This window comes from Gimesia panareensis, assembly GCF_007748155.1.
Classification (GTDB): domain Bacteria; phylum Planctomycetota; class Planctomycetia; order Planctomycetales; family Planctomycetaceae; genus Gimesia; species Gimesia panareensis.
The window spans coordinates 4131554-4150787 of the sequence record NZ_CP037421.1; the positions used below are offsets into that span (position 1 = coordinate 4131554).

General features: G+C 47.8%; 14 protein-coding genes and 1 tRNA gene. 7 read left to right on the plus strand and 8 right to left on the minus strand.

The window, feature by feature from the left end; translation table 11 throughout:
• Nucleotides 1-9: 9 nt before the first annotated feature.
• The gene (locus tag Enr10x_RS15405; protein ID WP_145450570.1) at nt 10-1260 is read right to left on the minus strand and encodes a NosD domain-containing protein; all 1251 of its coding nucleotides are present in this window, start codon (nt 1258-1260) and stop codon (nt 10-12) included.
• 484 nt (nt 1261-1744) lie between these two features.
• Here Enr10x_RS15405 and Enr10x_RS15410 point away from each other — a divergent pair.
• Nucleotides 1745-1818: transfer RNA gene (locus tag Enr10x_RS15410), tRNA-Arg, on the plus strand.
• A 253-nt stretch (nt 1819-2071) separates the two neighbouring features.
• Here the strand turns inward: Enr10x_RS15410 and Enr10x_RS15415 are convergent.
• The 5 genes from Enr10x_RS15415 to Enr10x_RS15435 all read right to left on the minus strand — a co-directional run bounded on the left by Enr10x_RS15415 (nt 2072) and on the right by Enr10x_RS15435 (nt 9973).
• Nucleotides 2072-3217 (minus strand): DUF3322 domain-containing protein, encoded by a 1146-nt coding sequence (locus tag Enr10x_RS15415; protein WP_145450571.1) that lies wholly within the window; start codon nt 3215-3217, stop codon nt 2072-2074.
• On the minus strand, nt 3214-6516 hold the full coding sequence (locus Enr10x_RS15420) for an ATP-binding protein (protein ID WP_145450572.1): 3303 nt from the start codon (nt 6514-6516) through the stop codon (nt 3214-3216). Before Enr10x_RS15420 ends, Enr10x_RS15415 begins: the two co-directional genes overlap by 4 nt.
• Nucleotides 6517-7230: a DUF4194 domain-containing protein gene (locus tag Enr10x_RS15425; protein ID WP_145450573.1), complete on the minus strand. Its 714-nt coding sequence runs from the start codon at nt 7228-7230 to the stop codon at nt 6517-6519.
• Entirely contained in the window at nt 7227-8687 is a 1461-nt protein-coding gene (locus Enr10x_RS15430) for a DUF3375 domain-containing protein (RefSeq protein ID WP_197997226.1), read from the minus strand. The genes Enr10x_RS15425 and Enr10x_RS15430 overlap by 4 nt, the downstream gene beginning before the upstream one ends.
• 458 nt (nt 8688-9145) lie before the next feature.
• Nucleotides 9146-9973 (minus strand): abortive infection family protein, encoded by an 828-nt coding sequence (locus Enr10x_RS15435; RefSeq protein ID WP_145450575.1) that lies wholly within the window; start codon nt 9971-9973, stop codon nt 9146-9148.
• A gap of 844 nt (nt 9974-10817) precedes the next feature.
• Here Enr10x_RS15435 and Enr10x_RS15440 point away from each other — a divergent pair.
• On the plus strand, nt 10818-12167 hold the full coding sequence (locus tag Enr10x_RS15440; protein WP_197997227.1) for a KAP family P-loop NTPase fold protein: 1350 nt from the start codon (nt 10818-10820) through the stop codon (nt 12165-12167).
• Between the two features lie 52 nt (nt 12168-12219).
• A complete protein-coding gene (locus tag Enr10x_RS15445) occupies nt 12220-12651 on the plus strand; it encodes a hypothetical protein (RefSeq protein ID WP_145450577.1) in 432 nt (143 codons plus the stop codon).
• Here Enr10x_RS15445 and Enr10x_RS15450 read toward each other — a convergent pair.
• A protein-coding gene (locus Enr10x_RS15450; RefSeq protein ID WP_390621347.1) for an IS5 family transposase occupies nt 12646-13475 on the minus strand; the annotation gives its coding sequence in 2 pieces (ribosomal slippage) (nt 12646-13085 and nt 13085-13475; 831 coding nt in all). The genes Enr10x_RS15445 and Enr10x_RS15450 overlap by 6 nt on opposite strands.
• Nucleotides 13476-13778: 303 nt before the next feature.
• Between Enr10x_RS15450 and Enr10x_RS15455 the strand changes: the two genes are divergently transcribed.
• The 4 genes from Enr10x_RS15455 to Enr10x_RS30645 all read left to right on the plus strand — a co-directional run bounded on the left by Enr10x_RS15455 (nt 13779) and on the right by Enr10x_RS30645 (nt 16894).
• Nucleotides 13779-14501 carry a hypothetical protein gene (locus tag Enr10x_RS15455; RefSeq protein ID WP_145450578.1) on the plus strand — a complete coding sequence of 241 codons (723 nt, stop codon included), beginning with the start codon at nt 13779-13781 and terminating at the stop codon, nt 14499-14501.
• Nucleotides 14501-15859: a Qat anti-phage system QueC-like protein QatC gene (gene qatC / locus Enr10x_RS15460; RefSeq protein WP_145450579.1), complete on the plus strand. Its 1359-nt coding sequence runs from the start codon at nt 14501-14503 to the stop codon at nt 15857-15859. The genes Enr10x_RS15455 and qatC overlap by 1 nt, the downstream gene beginning before the upstream one ends.
• Complete coding sequence (gene qatD / locus Enr10x_RS15465; protein WP_145450580.1) at nt 15849-16583, plus strand: Qat anti-phage system TatD family nuclease QatD; 735 nt, start codon at nt 15849-15851, stop codon at nt 16581-16583. Before qatC ends, qatD begins: the two co-directional genes overlap by 11 nt.
• 167 nt (nt 16584-16750) lie before the next feature.
• Nucleotides 16751-16894 carry a hypothetical protein gene (locus Enr10x_RS30645; protein WP_390621356.1) on the plus strand — a complete coding sequence of 48 codons (144 nt, stop codon included), beginning with the start codon at nt 16751-16753 and terminating at the stop codon, nt 16892-16894.
• 67 nt (nt 16895-16961) lie between these two features.
• Here the strand turns inward: Enr10x_RS30645 and Enr10x_RS15470 are convergent.
• A partial coding sequence (locus Enr10x_RS15470; RefSeq protein ID WP_145450581.1) for a DEAD/DEAH box helicase occupies nt 16962-19234 on the minus strand: 2273 nt, incomplete at its 5' end.

Here is a 19234-nt window from a genome sequence, read left to right on the forward strand (position 1 = left end):
ATCAGCTGGTTACTTGGAGTTCGCTTTCACGGGCTCTGCCGCCGCTTCCAGAATATGTTCGACGATCGAATCTTTCAGCAGCTTGTGGTCCGATTCTACATCAATCAGCAGGTTGTTTCCGAAGATGACGTGCGTGGTCGGTTCGATCACTTCGACAGCTTTGGGACGCACAGACGCGAACACGTTTCCAGAGACAGTCACGCCACGGGTTTTATCCAGCGTCAGCCCCGCTGCTTTCAGGTCATCCGTACGGCGTTTAACCTTCCCACCGCCGATATAGCTGTTAGAGAAGTTATTCCCGGTGACGGTAATCCGTCCGGACTGGGGACCAATCCACAAAGCATCTTCTGCCAGGAGTGTAAATGTGTTGGCGCTGACGGCACAACCATGAGCGTCTTTCAAGATGATCCCTTTCCCGTTATGAGCAATCACATTGGCAGCCATCGTCACTCCGTAGCATTCCCGGTCCAGGATAATGGCGCTTCCCTGGCACTCTTCAATCATGTTGGCACTGACGATCGATCCATAGGTATTCTCGATGATCACGCCATGCCGCAGGTGGTCATCCAGATTATTCCCGCTCATACAGAGATTGAACCCGTCATCACAGCGGAGGGCATCCTGATTCTCTTCGAAGTGATTGGCCGAAACCACGATGTCATGGCAGCCCACCAGGTTCAGCCCGATCGCTTTATTATAGGTCAGCAGACAATCCGAAATGCGCGGATCCTCAAAGCAGAAGTCCAGGAAGATTCCGTCGCTGCCATGATAGCTGCAAGTTACACCATGAATGAAGATTTCCTGCACCCACTTGGCGTTGATACCTCGCCCACTCTTTTCATTTCCAGTCACGCGAAAGTTCTGTAACTGCACACGCCAGATCCGCGGCTTCGGATCCTTTTTTCCATCCGGCAGCTTTGCATCAGCCGGTGGATGAATCTGAATCGCATCCAGGCCCTCTTCATTCTTATTGTGGATATGCGTCGCTCCGCCGGCCCCCACCAACATCGTATCCCCGCTGGTGATTACGAGGGGTTTATCAATTTCAAATTTCCCGGGAGGCAGCATCACGATTCCTCCCTCTGCAGGTACGGCATCAATGGCATCCTGAATCGAAGCGTAGTTGATCGCCTGGATCACCGGCCGGGCTCCTGCCAGTTTGGGCTCTGCGGCACCAGCTGATACCGGATTGAAACTCAACTGAAAACTGAAGGTGAACGTCAGAATCAAAAACAGGATGGCTCGTTGAAAACGCTTCATGGCAGGCAGGACCTCTCTCGAACAGAAAAGCGGACAGCAGGACTGAGAACCGCGATCAGAGCCGACGATCCTCACGATCAATTGTGGAATAATTACCTGAGAAAGCTCAAGTTAACTTTCTTACGTAATTAGTACCATCACAACGGAATCGACCAGTTTAGTCAAGCAGCTGATGTGGGGCGGCGTAGAAATGATCTGTTTTAGGGACAGTAGCTCCGTTCGACTGAATCATGAGAATTCACAAGTGCTATCGCGAAACAGAGGCTGGCTGTAGCTCCAGTTCAATCGATGTGCGCGACTTGTTTTTTATGGGGGGATTGCTAGAATCCCTCTCTGCGACAGTTGCAACCCAGTCTCATTTCATTAACATAAGCTGAGACAACAGGTTGCATCTGTCACATGACAGAATTCACTGGAGAACTGAGGAAATTTCCGTTTTTGCAGTAACCTGTTTCTCTGAAATCTGGTCTAACCCATCAGATCTGCACCCGTAGCTCAACTGGATAGAGCACCGGTCTTCGGAACCGGGGGTTGGGGGTTCGAATCCCTCCGGGTGTACTTTTTCAAGTCGATTTGAATTCACCACTTACAACGAAAAGGCCTTCGTCATTCAGACGAGGGCCTTTTTTGTTCCCCCCACTTATCCCCCCACTAATGTGAGTTTTTGTGCTTTGTGATGGAGAAAAATAATTGAAAAAAGATATAAACTTTAATCACATCTGGGATATTAAACAATGACTTATAAGTCTGTAGTTCTCTAGTTAACTTAGCTAAGAGATGATCGTTGGATCTTTCTTGCAATCTGGTTAGCCTAACTATTCGCCCAGCTTAATATGGTTTCGCGGATGAATTTTTGGGGGAGAAACTCCTGCTCTAGTCTCCCTTTGGGTTCCTTCAAGAGACGCTTGTAGAGAGCTCGTTCGGGATTGCTCAGCCCGGTAGGCAAATCAACTCCGGCTATGATTGGTTCGGGTACAGCAGCATAGGAATGCTGCTCGTAAACTTCAGAAGTCATCATCAAAGCGTCCAATTGCTGGACGGTTAGCCGTGCTTTCGCAAGGAATTGTAGGCCCCAAGTATCGATATCTCCCCAATAACCGATTTTCCTCTCCTGCAACCGGTGACCTTCTATCCAACCAAGATCAAAACCAGAACCTAAAACTGCAATAGTCTCTGGAACATCGGGTAGTTGATGTTGACAACTTTCGTTCTCAATAATCAGTAACCGCTTCCCAGGTAGGATACTCTCTCTCAATTCAGAACTGCGAACACGTTGCCTACGGAACGGCAGGAGTGAGCCGTCAAGGTCCATCAAAAGCAACCAGTGATCACCTTCCGAAATAGCTCCAAGGAATGCTTCAATCCCAATTCTGCTAACTTCATCATCGAATCTCGTATCGAGCAGAGCAGTGACGAGACGTGCATTGCGTTCAAAAAACTTTGTATCGATCCCTCCAAGTGATATGGCACGCAACGGTGTTCCCGCCGCACAACCTGATTCCAATTCCATAGCGAGGTGAGCAGCCTGCACAACTTCGTCCAATCTTTTACTGAGCCAAAGTGAACGTCGACGGATTAACAGCGAATGAAAAAGTGGATCTGTCTGTTCAGCTAGCAATGTCAATGATTTGAATTCGTTGTGTATAGTTTGATCAGCGCATGCGTTAATCCATTCCGTTGGCTGCTGAAGTTTCCACTGGACTGGCATTTCGACAGGCCCTGAGGTAGCACGATATCTGACACCTTCCCAGATCACTTCGCCAACATTGACCTGTCTCCATTCATTGACGTGACGTTTGACACTATCAAGATCAGAAAACATCTCTTTTGACGTAGGTAGTCCGATTGAGTGGATGACAGGCCAAGCGTTTTCACCTCCAAGTAGTCTAGTTTCACGTTTGTCAGCATTTTCCCACTGGCGTCTCAAACTCAGTGTCAGTTCAGCAGGCGACTTCATCTTGGACGTACGAGTCCTTCAAGCTTTTCCCAAGAAATTGATGCAAGACTTGCTTCTTTATTAGGTCGCTGAACACAAATAGCCTTTCGAGTGTGCTGTTTTAACAAACTGATCTCCTTGTTGGGTGTGACAAAAATAGGGTGTAAATTGAAAATTCGTAAAGCCTCAATGATACGTCCTGCTGCTGATGGTGAGCTTTTTGAAAATGCTTCGTCCAGAATGACAGTACCATAGCGCGGACAACTCGCTTCAGGAGGACATAGAGCATAACTTAGAGAAGCCGTAAGAATATGACTGGCCATCAACTCTTTCTCACCACCACTACCACTTTGTGAACCTGTGCGCGGTGGTGACTGATTTCCTGTCTGCCGATCTACTTCAACCACAAAAAACTGTAGACGGTAACGTGGGTCTAAAAGGGCTCGGGATCCTTGCTGTCGCCGGTTCTGTCCTGCGTCACGTAATATTTCCACCAACCCACGAAGCGCTTTGTAGTGGCTTTCTCCTTGGTCGTCCTTTAATGATGCATCACGTAATTTTCGCATCGCACTTTCGAGGGAACGTAAGCGTTCGTGTTTGATTCGCTTTGTCTGCAACTGAAGATAACGGCCGGACCGATAATCAACTTTCACTAACGTCTGATTAAGATTAGCAATGCGGTGCTCGATCTCATCCACTTCTTCCTTGATCCCAGAAAGTAACTGAGTCACACCTTGATCTGATGAACGGTTCAAGTACTCAAGAAATCGGTTTAACTTCTCTGGCAAAGCTTCTTCATTTAGGACACGTAGCCGATCTAGATAGTCAGGGATGTCTTCAAGTTCGGACCCTGTTTCTGCCAAAGCTCCCGTATCAATGCGGCGAGCAGCTTCCATCAGGCGAACAAGACGCCTTTCTTGCTCGGTGACATCCTGGAGTTGTTCATCAAGTTCTTTATCTATGTCACCCGCTGCTTGACGCTCCGCGACATCAAGCTGATTGGCTTCAATTTCAGAGGCGATGGGGAGTTCTTTTTCGGCCAATGCTGTTTCCTCTTCAGTAAGCCCATCCCCAATTCTGTGTATGTTTTTTTTACGCTGATCATCTGCGTGAGAGCATTCAGATTCGAGCCTGGCTATTTCCCTTTGAGAATCACTGATACGTTGTCGGATGGCTTCTAGCTTTTCAAGTTCGGATTCATAGGCAGATTTCGCCTCACTTGCATCGGATTTAGGGTCAAGTAACAAGGCAAGCCGTTCCTGAGAACGTGACATGTCTGATTCTGCTCCTGGCAAATCAATGGTCGAAAACTCGAGTTTGATGAGCTGTTTGATTATCAACAATTGTTCATTAAATCTCGACAAATTGCTTTGGAGCTGTTTCGAAATTACTTTTAATTGCTTGACTGACTGACTTAATTCGATCAGTTGATCTGACAAAGACTTAAGCTGATCTTTGTTATCAAAACCGGTCATCCAATTCTCTTTTAATCGAAATTGATCCTGCTTTTCAAACTTCCCACGTCGTCCTGACATCATTCCTTCGAGGGTGAGTCCGTACTCGATGTCCCGTAATGCCTCGGAAGATGCAACGCAGTGTAGATCACGTTTCGATAACACTTGTTCTGCTGTTATTCGCAATGGGTGCGATTTGAAATTGAGTTTGCGTGTGAAACCATCAGAAAAGAACTGGACAGGTCTCACATCACTCCTGGCGCGCTGCAAACGTACATGTAATCGATTATCTCTGCTATTGACCCAATGAAGTGCAATCTCAAGTTTTTTTTCCGGGACAAGAATACGCAGACGCTCGGATCCGATAGCCCGTTCAATGGCTCCGCGCCACATTGCCTCATTTGGCTTTACTTCGATTAGTTCCGCAAGAAATGGTAAATCACTATCCAACAGATCGAGTTCCTCTGCCAGCTCAGCACGAAAGTCCTGATACTTCGGAGGAATATTTGAACCTGGTCGATCTTTAACTTTGCGTATAGCAGACTCGAGTTCGTTAGTTTTCGTTTCCTTGTCACGTTGTTTAGAAAGTGAAGCTATTAATTCTTCTTGCGTTTTATCGTGTAACTTTTGAATCTCTTCATGCTTTTCGGAAATCAACCCTTGATTATGGAGCAACGCTTCCTTACTCAAATCTTTGTTAAGACCAAACACACTCACCATTCGATGGTAATCCTCAACACATCTGCGACGCTCCTCTACGCGTTCTTGTTGGACCTTGATTGTGTTCTCTAATTCGCCTATTACATTGCCACCAAGTTTGAAATAGCGTTCACGTAGCATGTCGACTCGAGATTGGCAATCTTTTTCTTCACGTTCTACGCAAGACAACTCTAAAACTATCCTTTTACGGTCTCTAGCAATTTGATCCAAAACCTGAGACCAACGTTGTTCACCTGTAATTGCATACCAGACAGAAACGATCCGTTTCAATATCTGAAAACAATTAACTTTCTCTTTTAACTTAACAAGCCTTCGATAATTATCCGCCACAGGTATCAATGACTCCTGCTGCTGACGTGCCATCTCTAGTTCGGTATGAATACCAACCAGATTGTCAAATTCCCCAGCTACTTCAAGCGCACGATCAAATGCAGCACGGTCGTCTAGAACAAGATCACGAAAAATTTCATCAATACTATTGAGCTGTTTCAATCCGGCAGCGCGATTGAGTAGCGTTAAAGCATTTTCTCCCACATCAAAAAACTTCCGCACATGTACCAAGTAAGCTTTCTTACTATCAAAGATACGAAGTTTCGCCGTTTCACGTCCCATCCGCATCAAGTCACGCACCCCATTATCATGCAATAACCGCAACCATTTCTCTAGCGACTGATCCTCAGCCAAGGAGAACAACCACCTTCGCTTGAGATCCTGGCTGGCATTACTAGAACCTTCTGTCCATAATAGACCGCCTAATCTGAGTATTTCTTCTCCATCCGTGTAAGTGGCACAAACCCCTGTGATTGTCTTACCAGGTCGTGCGACTTCCTCTCGGCCATCTGATCCATCGCCCCCCAGAACGCCTCGTACGTACGAAATCAACGTGCGGTCGCTTTCATGTCCGCCGGTAGATGCGAGATTATACCGTGGTTGTGAGACGAGCAATGTCATTAGCGCATCAACCAAGGTCGTCTTACCGCTGCCAGTGGGGCCGATTATTGCTGTGCCACCAGGTTCAAACTCCGCACGATGAAATCCAGAGAATGGGCCCCAATTGAAGACCTCCAGAACTTGCAGGATGTATGAAGTATCCCCTTTTTTAAGATCGTTTCCCAAATACAGCAATTGCTCCTGCTGATCGTCCATTTAGACATCGCTTTCTGAACAATCGACCGATTGGCTATGCTCACATAGTATCTGCAGTAGCGCAGAAAGAGACTCCGGATTGGCAAGGTGTGCAATCAATGGACGTATGATGACCTCCTGATTCTTGTCGACTTCGGAAACAATTCCGTAAATTTTCAATTGATCGAGCAGTCGCATTAGACGGCTCTCATTTTTTGCATCACTACCAGAGTCATCGAAGTAGGTCAGAAATTGTGGCAGAAGGTCATCTATCGAGATCTTAGCAGTACTATATCCAACTCCAGATTCCTGCTCGTGCATCACAAAAGCCTGTCGCAAGATAGCGACGAGTAATGATTGCTCGAGAGTGAGCCGCTGCCGCCTCACCAACGGATGCGTCCATTCTTGACCATCATCCAAATTGCATGCAGATTCTGCAACAGCTAGGAACGCCACACCGCGATGTGTATCGAGCCGTAATATAAGGTCAAGCGGTTCAAGTGCGGCAATGATTTCTTTTTCATAAATGACAGACCGACGGAAAAACTCGGGCTTTCTGGTTTCTTCGATATACCCATTTTTTAGTAACTCCTGAGTGAGTTCCTTCACATCTGAAGAAGTTAATGACGAATTTTCTTCAACCTGGATGTTGGCTGTTTGAGATGTAGACTCCTGATGAACCGAATGCTCACCAACATTACTTCCAGAAACTTTACGATCAAAGATGTTACTCATTCCAAATTTCCGGGTTCTAGCTTATCTACTAAGATATGTGTTAGTTTTATAAGTGGTGTATGAAATCGTGTCCAACATTCGTCTTCATCAAATAAGTCAATGGTCTCTTTACTGTCATCGATCTCGACACCAGCTTCGCGGGCCATTGCCAGCCAGTAGGCCAAAGTTTCTAGATCATGACTCGGGGGCAGCGCCTTCGCTAACTCACCAATAGTCAGTGATTTCCTAGATAATTGTAGATAGGCAATGGTTGACTCGAATAACTGTACACGGTCCAATGCCCTATAAGCACGCCAAAATTCCTCATCCATCTTCGCCAGATCTGCTTCTACTACAGTGAAATCAAGATCATAAAAATTCTCTCCGTCAGCCTGCTTGACGAGATATCGCTCCACTACAGGAAGGTTAGGTATTGATATTGGAACTGGTGGCAACGGGCCTTTGGTACGTCGTATCCGCTGCGACTGCCAATCTACTTCCAATGCTACTTGAAACAGTTCCTGTAATATTGCACCGACCCGAATTTGTTCGTCTGCGAGTCCGGACTTGAGGAACCCCCGAACATCTCTTTCGCTCCGCGCTCGTGCCTGAATGACACGCTCTGATTCCTTAACCAAACGTGAAACCAGTTCACGCAAGTCTGCCTTTTGTTTTCGTTTGAGCGCTTTGTCTGTATCTTCATTTTGTAAGATGGAACGGAGCCGTTGCTTCATCTGCTCCAACTCGGCACTTTTTACCAATTGTTGGTAGAAGTTTTCGAAAACTTGACCTTCGATGGTGTCGACAAGTGCGTCATTCCCATCAAGCAACTCATCTACAATCTCTCCACGATGTTGCTTTTCGCTGATGATCCGCTGTCGTAGTGAACGATCAGCTTCACGATAAGAGTCTTCCACTCTGCGGAAATCCGCACGCAGACTCACAGCAAGTTGATAAACTTCACGAATACCTTCTTGCGCCTGCGAACCCTCTAGCACTTCAAATTCACCAGCCTGAACAGCCGCTAATTCTTTTTCGAGGGAGGCAATTCTCATCTTCAGTGACTTCTCACGACTGGATTGACTGTGACTCAATTGTGCGTCCAGATCTTCAATCGCTCGTTGTACTGTTGCAAGACGCGAAGCGGTTGAGGTCATGGTCTCGTCTTCCAAAGAATCCAGAAAAAGGAATGAACGCTGCAATGCATCGGTCATTAACAGTTGACTATCCCGTTCTACGATCAACCCACGTTTCAACCACTGCCGTAATTCGCGCCGTGCAGCAAGAGAGTGATCATCTCCTAAGTTGAACTCCGGGTCATTGGCGTGCAGAGCAAATGACTCTGCCAGATGCTCAACAGCGTCTTCAAAGTCGATCCCACCTGGATGGGCATCAATTAGCGATTTCAAACTCGCAAGGGTTAATGGACCATTACGGGACGCCAGAAGAAGCCACGCGGGATGATTGCGGCGCAACATGATCAATCGCTGACAGAATTCCCGCCTCATTAAAAAGCCCGTTACTTAAGCATTGGAGTGACTAATAGTAGAAAACAAAAATGATAGTCGAATAGGTAAATTCATAGTATACAGATTGAACCATAACATCAATATAATAATACATTACACAAAAGAACAGTAATAAATCTAGCAAATTGCCCCTCCAACTATCTAGACATGACATAATCATTGAGATTGTGAACACCCGTATGGATTGAAAACCCGCGCCCCACCTTGGACCAAAGAAAAATAGTCGGCGGCGACAGTCCTGATCAATCTTCGATCAGCGGAAATACACCTTTCGGATATTCTTGGGAGCTAACCAAGCCCAGACTCGACCGCGTTCATTATAAATGAGGAGGACGGACCATGAATGACCTCCTTGCTCGTCAGCGCCGTTGAGCCAGAAAGTCTCGAAATGGCACTTACCGAGTACCTCACTTTGCCTTTAGCGACTGATATTCTTGCGTATCGTACAGGAAGTTCGCTAACGTTTTCACAGCGTTCACAACGAGGACTGCATGATGCTTCGAGGGCTTGTAGGAGCGGACGTGCGCATCGCTCATTCGGTTGCGAATCGCCGCTACACCGCCGATGATACTGCTGAGTCCTGATAGCACCTGTTTCAGTGGATTGTCGATGTCTGGACGAGATGGTTCGAGGTTGAGCCCCCTCTGAACACGCTGGTAAAGCTTGACCATGTTTCCGTCGTACTTCTTGGGAGCGTCCGCATCAAGAGCAATCTCGATGTCTCGCATGATGCCTTCCAACAGAGACCTCGCGTTCGTGATTGCTCCGTCGAAATCTCCGTCCAGGATCTTCTGCTCCGACTTCTCAATCTGCTCATCAATGAATTCATGAGCATCGGTTGCGCCGTCGCCATATGGTGAGGAAAACTGCACAGCAGATCCCTCGGTGTCACGAATCTTCGCTTTTCCTCGCTCAATGACGACATTGAATCCATCATATGCCAGACGCTTGTTGACAAAATCAATTGCTGGTTCGAGATCCTTATCCGTGTCCATGAACTCGCGTGGGTCAAAGACATGACAAACCACGGCTGCGAGGCTATCTGTGCCATTCATCGCGCGAAGAGATTCCTCAGCGTACATCCAACGCGACGGGAATCCCTTTCCATAAACGTCATTTGCTCCGTACTCGTTGAAGAGATCAACGAGCTGCGGACCGCTGCGATAAGGGGACAACCCCTCGTCGCCGGTAACGATTTTTCCGAGCGCCTTAATTGATCGTTGCGATATCTTCATTGCGTCGTTCCTACCCAAATATCTCCATTATAAAGTTGACACTCCGATCTTGGGTAGGTTCTTGTGAATCCCATCAGCTCGTTACATAAAGCCGCCGCATTCAAATGCCAAGACTTGCCTCAAGGAACCCAGAAGGTCAAAATGGGTTCAAGCGAAACAGCCCGGTTTTGACGGAAAGTGTTGACAAATATATGGTTGCTGAAGTGGAAGTACCAGAAATAACACAGCATCATAATCCGCGTGTCGGGACTCGAGCGTCTCTTCTGGGACATATGATGGTTCGTCATCATTTGACGTAGACTGCGACTATCCGCGGCAAATTGGTTTCAAATACCGTTCGCTTTCGTTTGCTATCTTGGATTCGATAAGTTTCATAGACAAAATTGAGTGGTCGAACTGACATGGACCATTTCCAGTTCAGATCGAAGTGACTTGAAACCGTTTAACGGTGATTTTACGGAGTGTCCGCTAATTGATGAGTTTCGCGAGCGATTCAATCACTTGGCCCTGTCGCAGTCGATATTGCACTACAGGACCAACGCTCAGAACCGAAACCCCACGAATCAGACGTGGGGCTTCACCATAAATGTGGTGGTGTCATTGGTCACGTTCGTAAAATATGTTTTCGGTATTTATGTAAATGTCGTCGTGCGGAATGGCGGATCGCGAGAATACACAAAAGGGATATCGCAGACGATTGATCGCACGTGGCCAAAAGTGTACACTCATCGTTCTGTGTGTGTGAACTAATACGAGCCATCGAACTGATCGTACTTGTACCGATGGCTAACAGGCGTTTAAGCATCAGAGAATATGCAGAAAAACTGCGGATTGGGGGCACACTGTGTGGACGGATCAGGAAACTCATCAAGATCTAATTGGTTTTGGCGTACATACGGATCTGATTCGATCCATAATTACGGATCAAACCTTATTGCCCGTGACTATCGGTCTGTTCGCGGATTGGGGTGGTGGCAAGACAAGTTTGATGAAGATGCTTGAACGCGATCTCACCCCTGAGAATTGGCAGGGTGAGCCCGCGATGAAAACGGAACTAGATGGTGTAGCATGCCTTTACTTCAATGGTTGGCTATTCGAGGGTTATGACGACGCTAAATCGGCGATCCTAAGTTCGGTACTTCTCGCACTGGGAGAACACAAACGATTTGGCCCCAAGATCAAAGAAAAGGCCGCATCCTTGCTCAAATCAGTCAATTGGATGCGTCTTGCTGGCTTGGGTTTGAAGCACGTAGCAATTCCAGCCGTTGCTGCCTACGTCACTGGTGGTACATCTTTACTGCCATCTATGTCCCAATCAATGGGATCGCTGGCGGGATGGCCTACTACAGGGAAGCCTGTAACAACAGATCAAACAGACACAGGCGAGGATAAAGCGGGAAATGATGATGTCAAAGCAGTAACCGTCGACTGGGAAAAATTGATTCGAAAGGACTCGTCTTCTGCGGGGCCAATGGATGTTCGGACGTTTCGAGATCAGTTCGCTAAGATGTTGGCAGAATCCGACGTCGAGAAGTTAATCGTTCTGATTGACGACCTCGACCGATGCTCTCCAGAACGGATCATAGAGAATCTGGAAGCAATAAAGCTATTTCTGAATGTCGAAAATACGGCGTTCGTTATCGGTGCGGACCCGCGAATTGTTCGACATGCGATTAGATGGAAATACCGCGACTTTGAGAGAATTGCTGAATCAGATGGAGGCGAGTCGGAGCAAGATGATAGACTGATAACCGATTACTTGGAAAAACTGATTCAATTTCCTTACCATCTACCAAGGCTATCTCCGGCGGAAATTGAAACCTATATGGTCTTGCTGTTCTGCGAACGACATCTGAAAAATGAGCCGTTCGAGCAGGTCGTGGCTGCTTGCAACGAGCAACGAACTGAAAACCGATATGTAGTGTTTGGGTCGGCTGCGGTCGAGGCGGCATTAATCAAAGCTGAGGCTGATGATCCCAATGATGAGCTGTCGGAGGCCCTCACGTTTTGTGCCGCAGTCGCTCCACTTGTTACGGAAGGGCTGGAAGGCAATCCGCGACAGGTGAAGCGGTTCATGAACGCGTTCATGATGAGAAAGAAGCTTGCTGAAGCTGCAAAACTGGATAACATTGACGATCCAGTGCTTGTCAAACTGATGTTATCTCGAATATGTCAAGGCTACCCAGTTTCGTGAGCTTTACAATTGGCAGGCATCCCAAGAGGGTTACCCCAAGCAGATTATCGACTTGGAGAGTGCTATTCGTCTACCAGATGGTAAACCCAACGACAAAGACGCAGCAAAGGAGATTGAGGAAGGTTGGGGGACTTCATGGATTCGCCGCTGGATTGCGATCGATCCGAAGCTGGCCGGCATTGACCTCCGCGACTACTTCTGGGTAGCACGAGATCGCTTGCAGTCAACACTGTCTGGCCTGTCAATGGTTCCTCCAATTGTTCGACGTGCGTTTGATGATCTTATGTCCGACAATCCAGGGAAGCGAACCGCGAGCATGGCAATGATTCGAGAACTACCGGAAGATGATTGTGAAGTTCTTTTCGGGTTGATCGATCAGAGGATATCACAGCAGTTGAAAAACAAGGCGAACTACGATGCTCTCAGAGCACTCGTTGAGTCGGATATTGCTGGAACGGCACGACTACTAGAAGTGGTTTCATAACTTATTAAGTAATGTGAACACGCACGCGAGTTGTGCGAATCCTAAAAACAAATGACTGTATCGTTCATACCGTATTACCAGACGACGAAAGTTGAACAGCCAACTGAAGGTGCGTTCGACTTTCCAGCGGCGTCGATATCGTCGCAGAGCACGCCCATCTTGCGTCGCTGGTTTCACACGGTTCTTGCGATGCGGACAGACCAGTTCTATCTGCCGTTCTGCCAGCTCTGTGCGCAGGGGATCGCTGTCGGCCGCACGATCATAAATCAGGCGATCGGGGTCACGTGGCAAAACGCGCTGGTCCAGCAGGGATTCAATCAGCTTCACCTCTGCCGGAGAGGCACTGGAACGATCCAGAGCGAGAGGGAGTCCGTTTCCGTCGACCAGCAGCATAAGCTTGGTTCCCTTTCCCCGTTTTGTCTTTCCGACATCGGCGCCCCTTTTTTTGCGGGGCAGAATGTGCCATCCCCGAATGCTTCCGACCAGACTACCAGCTTCCGTCGGTCGAAATGTTCGAGCAATCGCTGCCATGCTTCCAGGAAGACACCGTCTTCGGTCCATTCCTTGAAACGACGCCAGCAAGTGCTGGGAGATGGTAAAAATGTTGGTAAATCTTTCCATCGGGCACCGGTCCTTAATACCCAAAGGATTCCTTCGAGACACTCGCGGGGAGCCACTCTGGGCCGCCCTCCGGCTGCGTTTGCCGGTGGTTCTGGAAACAGATCTTTGATCAGAAGCCATTGCTCGTCCGAGAGTTGTGGTTTTGGTTCCGTCCTGGACCCGGTAATGTTGCGACCTGTGGCAGGTCGTGACACGCGGGTCATGGTCATAATGAGACCTCCTTTCTGGGGAGGTACTCCTACAAATACTATACCAAACTGTTCACGTAATTTAGGGTTTTGAAACTACCTCTAGCCAATATTCTGACAAAGTACCCGGTTAAGGAAATTCCTGGAGCAGTTGGTGTCGACTTGGTTACTCTCTCGCAAAGCAAGCCGGAGATTGCGGAATCGTTGCAGCCGGCAATCGACAAGTTAAAGGAGTCAACATCATCAAGAATCGGAAAGGCAGTGTCCGAGGCATTGAAACCCAAAAAGCCGATCAAGAAGAAAGCGGGACGCTGACAAATGGGAACATCTACCGGGTACGATGCTCCTCCTGCATGGGGAGCGCAGAAGAGGCAGATCACCCAACGTGGTAATATTGCCCTTACGCCTACAAAAGCAAAATCCTATCTCAGCAATCACATATCCAACAACGGCGGTGCGTCGCGAATTTCTTATGGCGGTGGGGTACTTGGCGGGGGAGGCGATCGTTCGGCTCAATCCACGATCGGAGGCTTTGCTGGATTTGTTGGCCAGGTCGCTCACGATGGCCTTGACGAAGCACTTCGGCGGAACAATCTCTCTGACTTGGTTGGTGGTTCGCCCGCAGACATTGTGCTCGGATTGGTTGGCTTGTTTGGCCATGCCGATAATTCACACGACGCTGTGGACGCCCGAAGTGCTCTATCTCGGTTAATGGATGAGCTGCTTGCGAATGCAGAGACGTCTGAAGAAGTTGAATCTGTATTTGGCGACATCGCGAATGTGGAGACACTCACCAAACTCACGATGAAGTTCTTTGCATATCATCTATACGAGCAGTTCTGTCGTGTTCACTTTGAGCACCTTGTCCAGCAGCATGGTGATGCGGTCGCAGTGTCTTTTCTCGGCGATATCATGGGATGCATAAAATCACTAGTTCTAAATAGGTCGCTCGACATCGATGTGTATGAAGTCGATTGGATGACAGAATGGGGAAACTTTTCGAACGAGATCATGCGGATGACTTTGGAGGTGTTCAGCTAATGACCATTGACATCAGCCTAACAGTGAATCCGAGCAAGCCCACGCTGCATGAGTGTGCTAGGATCACGGTTCGCACTTCTTCCGGCCTGTCCAGTCAGGTGAAAATTGATTTCAAAACGCTTTGCAAAGGCCTCAACAGTCCAAACGCTGAAACGCAGGACTTTCTGTTGTTCGGTGCGGTTGTCTATGCGGCGGACAAACTTGTCCCACGGGAGAAAACCAAGGATTTATGGACTCGTGACATCCATGTGACTCTATCCGTCGACGACCCAGATCGGTGGACCAGTTTGGCAACGGAAATCGACAACTGCATTGGATTTCTAACTGGTGACAATTGGCGATTCTCCTTCAAGAAACGCCGTCGCCGTCTCGTCGTTCCGAGAAAACTCAAAATCAAACGAAAAACTGAACCGATTCTTGCCGATGCTGCTTGCTTGTTTTCTGGCGGGTTGGATTCTCTGGCCGGAGCGATTGATTGGTTAGAATCAAATGACGGGCGACTTGCATTGGTCGGTCATCATGACACTAGAGTTGCAGGGCCGCTTAGCGATCAGAAGCGATTGCTTGAGTCTCTTACTAAGAAGTATGAGGGGCGAATTGAGTCGAAACTTATTGCAGTTGGACAGGAACCACCGGGAAGTGAATTAACATTTCGAAGCCGATCAGCTCTGTTTCTCGGTTTAGGCATGTTTGTAATCAATGCTCTAAATAAGGACATGGATCTTCTAGTACCGGAAAACGGTACCATCGCGCTGAATTGTCCGCTCACTCCATCTCGACGCGGCTCCTGTTCTACTCGAACAGCACATCCTCGCTTTCTTTCCGAGATTCAGGCAATCGCAAAAGGACTTGGCATGAAGGGGGCAATTACCAATCCATTACTTGGAAAGACAAAAGGTGAGGTAGTCGCATGCTGTCAGAATCTTGAGTTCCTAAAGACCGTCGCACTGGACTCCGTCTCGTGTGCACAGAGGGGACACAAGAGATGGTGGAAGAATCGCAAGGCTCGCCAATGTGGTTCGTGCATGCCATGCATTTACCGAAGGGCATCGCTGCATAGTGTCGATCTCGATACTGAATCCTATGGCGACAATGTCTGTCGCGGCTGGGCAAGGCTGAAAGACTCCTCGTCCGTTGCACCGAATGACTTTCGTGCTTGTTTGTCGTTTCTATATCGCAACCCCACTGAGGATGAAATAGCCCGCATGTTGGCGACCAACGGAGAGCATGACGTATCCGAATTGCGGAGTTACGCCGCGACCGTACATCGAGCAATGGATGAAATCAAGCAGTGGCTGCTAGCGAAGGCGACTAATGACATTCTCAGGCGTGGGGGACTAGACCGCAATGCGAATTGATACGCACTGTCACGTCGATCGATACGCAGATCCATCTATAATCGCCGCCGATTGCGAAGCCGATAAATTATTTGTAGTAGCGGTGACAAATCTGCCGAGCCACTTCGAGCTTGGTTATGAACATCTTATAAATCACAAATTCGTACATCTTGCCCTTGGCTTTCATCCGCTGAATGCCGCGAAACACCAAGATGAGGTTGAGAAGTTCTGTCACCTCGCTTCGACAGCTTACTACATCGGCGAAGTTGGACTCGATTTCTCGCTTGAGGGCCAAGCAACTCGCGACGAGCAAATCAGAGTTTTTGCATCGATTCTTGAGGCACTTCAGGGATCAAGGAAACTATTGACGCTCCACAGCCGTGGTGCAGAAGCAGTTGTGCTCGAAATGTTGACAGAATACGGGATTGGCCCTGCAATTTTTCACTGGTACAGCGGTGGCGTTGGAACGTTGCAATTCGCTATTGAGTCAGGGCACTACTTCTCAGTGAATCCTGCGATGACAAGATCAGCAAAGGGCAAATATCTGATTGATCGTATACCGCGTGACCGTGTCCTGACAGAATCAGACGGTCCATATGTAAAAGTGGGACGAAATCCAGCCGTCCCAAGCGATGTCATCGATGTCTTAGTGCATTTGGCAGAGCTTTGGAAACAAGACGTGGCCGATGTCGAGGCTAAAATCGAGGCCAATTTCTCGAGATTAGAGAATAGTGATGGCGAGTAAACGCGAGGCTTTAACAGGCTCTTACTCTTACGCAAACTTGAGTATCTCGTTCGCCCATGGCGAGAGGGCTTTAACGAGGGATACGAGAGGTTATCGGAAGGGCTTAGTAAGCAGCACAGGTTTTACTGGGACAGTACCTATCGGATTCTAAAACGTGGACGAGTGAGATACGTGACGCTTTATTCGCCGCTCTTGCCTTCGATCCGAAATTAGTTGCCCCCATGCGAGAAGTTTATCAAGAAATGCATCAGCATTTCACAGAGGACGACTTACCGTCCTGTATTGCGGTAGCTGTTGGCGTGCATGGATGAAAATGAAGCAGATACTTTGCAAAATCACCTGAATACAGACAGGGGGATTTTTAAGCGAACATCAATATCAGCGCTCTAAGTTAAGTTGTTGAAGATGGTCCGCATTTTCCAACGAGTTAACTCGAATCTCTTCGGTCGCAAGTTCCTTAAACTCGTCGGCCTTGTTGCGGCCCAGAATATCAGAGACCACTGACGTCAACTTTGACCAAAACTCACCAAGCTTGGACACTCCCGAGGCGTGCAATGCCAAGTATTCTCCGCGTGATAACGACTTTGGTAAACCAAGCAATCCCAAAGCACTTTCAGGTAAGCCAAATTCAAGACGTTTCAGAAAGTGCTCGACTTCATCATTATCCAAATTATTGACCAACAACATGGCATTGGCAATTTGGAACGCGGACATCAAATGAAGTCTAGTCAGGTTTGCAATGCTACGAATGTCGCCAAGCCCGACTTGCGAGTAAGCGTTCGCGGAGAACTTGCTTTCGATTGAGCCAATTGAAACACCTTCGAGCCAGTCGTGGAGTATCAAGGCACGCTTACATCTTGCCCTGAAATGAGCTGTGTCTCTCGCGCCCTTTTGCAAAATCAATGCTGTCTCTTGTCCAAACATTGACGCAGCCATTTGAGGCCACCTAGCTTCCCACTGACCTTTTCTCAACATAGGAGTGTAGACGTTATCTGACTCTGGCAGCAGTTGGACCAAAACCATTAACCGTTCCATCGTGAATTGGTCGGGAGGCAGTTGTTGCAGCACTTCAATAAGTCGAATTGATGAGCGGAAGTCAAGCAAAGAATTCGCGCAAGCACGCCCAAGAATTGTCAGTTGAATTTCGTCGCCATTGATTTCTGCAATCTCAAGTCGCAACATCTCGCCGACGAATTTTTCTGCTTCAACCTGTGCATGGGAAAACCAATTCGGATCTTCTCGATTCGCGAGGTACCCACCGAATGTATTCGCTAACAGACGAAAAACGTCCGCACGTTGGACATGACCGACATGTGACAGTAATCTGAGTAACCACGTCTCAATGTGTTTCGAACTAAACGACGATCTCAATGGGTCAGGACTTCCATCAACGTACCGCGCAAACAGTTGGTTCTGTTGAATCGGCGTATCGGCCAGCAAGATTGCCTTTCCATGCGGTTTGTAACCGAGCCGTCCAGCTCTTCCCGCCATATTCTTGTATTCACCAATCGTGAAATATCGTTTTTCCGCTCCATAGAATTCGTGTTCGACAATAATGACGGTATCTGCAGGTGTATTAATCCCTGCTGCAACAGTCGTTGTTGCAACCAAGACGTGGATATTGCCGTTTGAATCGCGAAACTCCCGTTCAACTAATTCACGTTCGGCTGCAGAAAGATTTGAAGTATGGAAGGCAACTCCACCAGACAACGAATCACGAAGAGCAGATGAGGCCGAAGTCACATCGTGCGATGGCAAAGCCCCTTTGAGTAAATCTGCCGATGGTAATCGCAACTCAGTTGCCAGATATTTAGCGCAGCCTTGAGCAGATCCACGACTGTTTCGAAAGACGATAACCTTTTCACCATCTCCAACTAACTGTTTGACCAGTGGCACGATTACGTCTTGGCTGCTCGGTTTGGGACGGCGTTGAGTGATATTTCTTGAGGGGATGAGCTGTAAAGTATCTTCCAATGCCCCGTCCTTAATTCGGATTCGTCCACTGCGATCCAAGACGCCTTCAGACAATGGCACTGGTCGCCTGTCTGTCTCAAGCGATTCGCAATCGAGCCACTTGTTGAAATTGTTCAAGTCACCAATGACTGCAGACAGTGTAATAAGTTGTGGGCATACCCCTTTTTCTTTTGAGGCGAGCAAGTTTGTCAAAAGAAGTTCAACGGTAATCCCACGATTTGGGTCGGAAATGAACTGAGCTTCATCAAGAACAACCAGCCCAAGGCTGTGTAAGATTGACTGGTTGTTTACTACCAATCCCAAAAACATTTCGTAGGTCAAGAAAGCAAAATCGTACTTTCCTTTGAGCAACAATGAGATCTCATCATGAGTATCGCCAGTTGCACGGATAACACGTTGTCCAACTCCTCCGTATATTCGTTTAAACTGATCGTATTTTTCATTAACAAGAGATTTGTAGGGCAACAAGAAAGCTGTTTTTCGGCCATCAACCATTGCCTTTGCTGCTGCTAATTCACCTATGAACGTCTTCCCAGATGAAGTCGGTGCGACTACTACCAGTGAGTTGCCATCAAGAATTCGATGATTATTTATTGCTTCAAGCTGCAGTTCATTAAGTTCACCGCCTAACTCTGATCGCCAAACGGCTACTAATTCAGATGGGATTCCGAACTGAT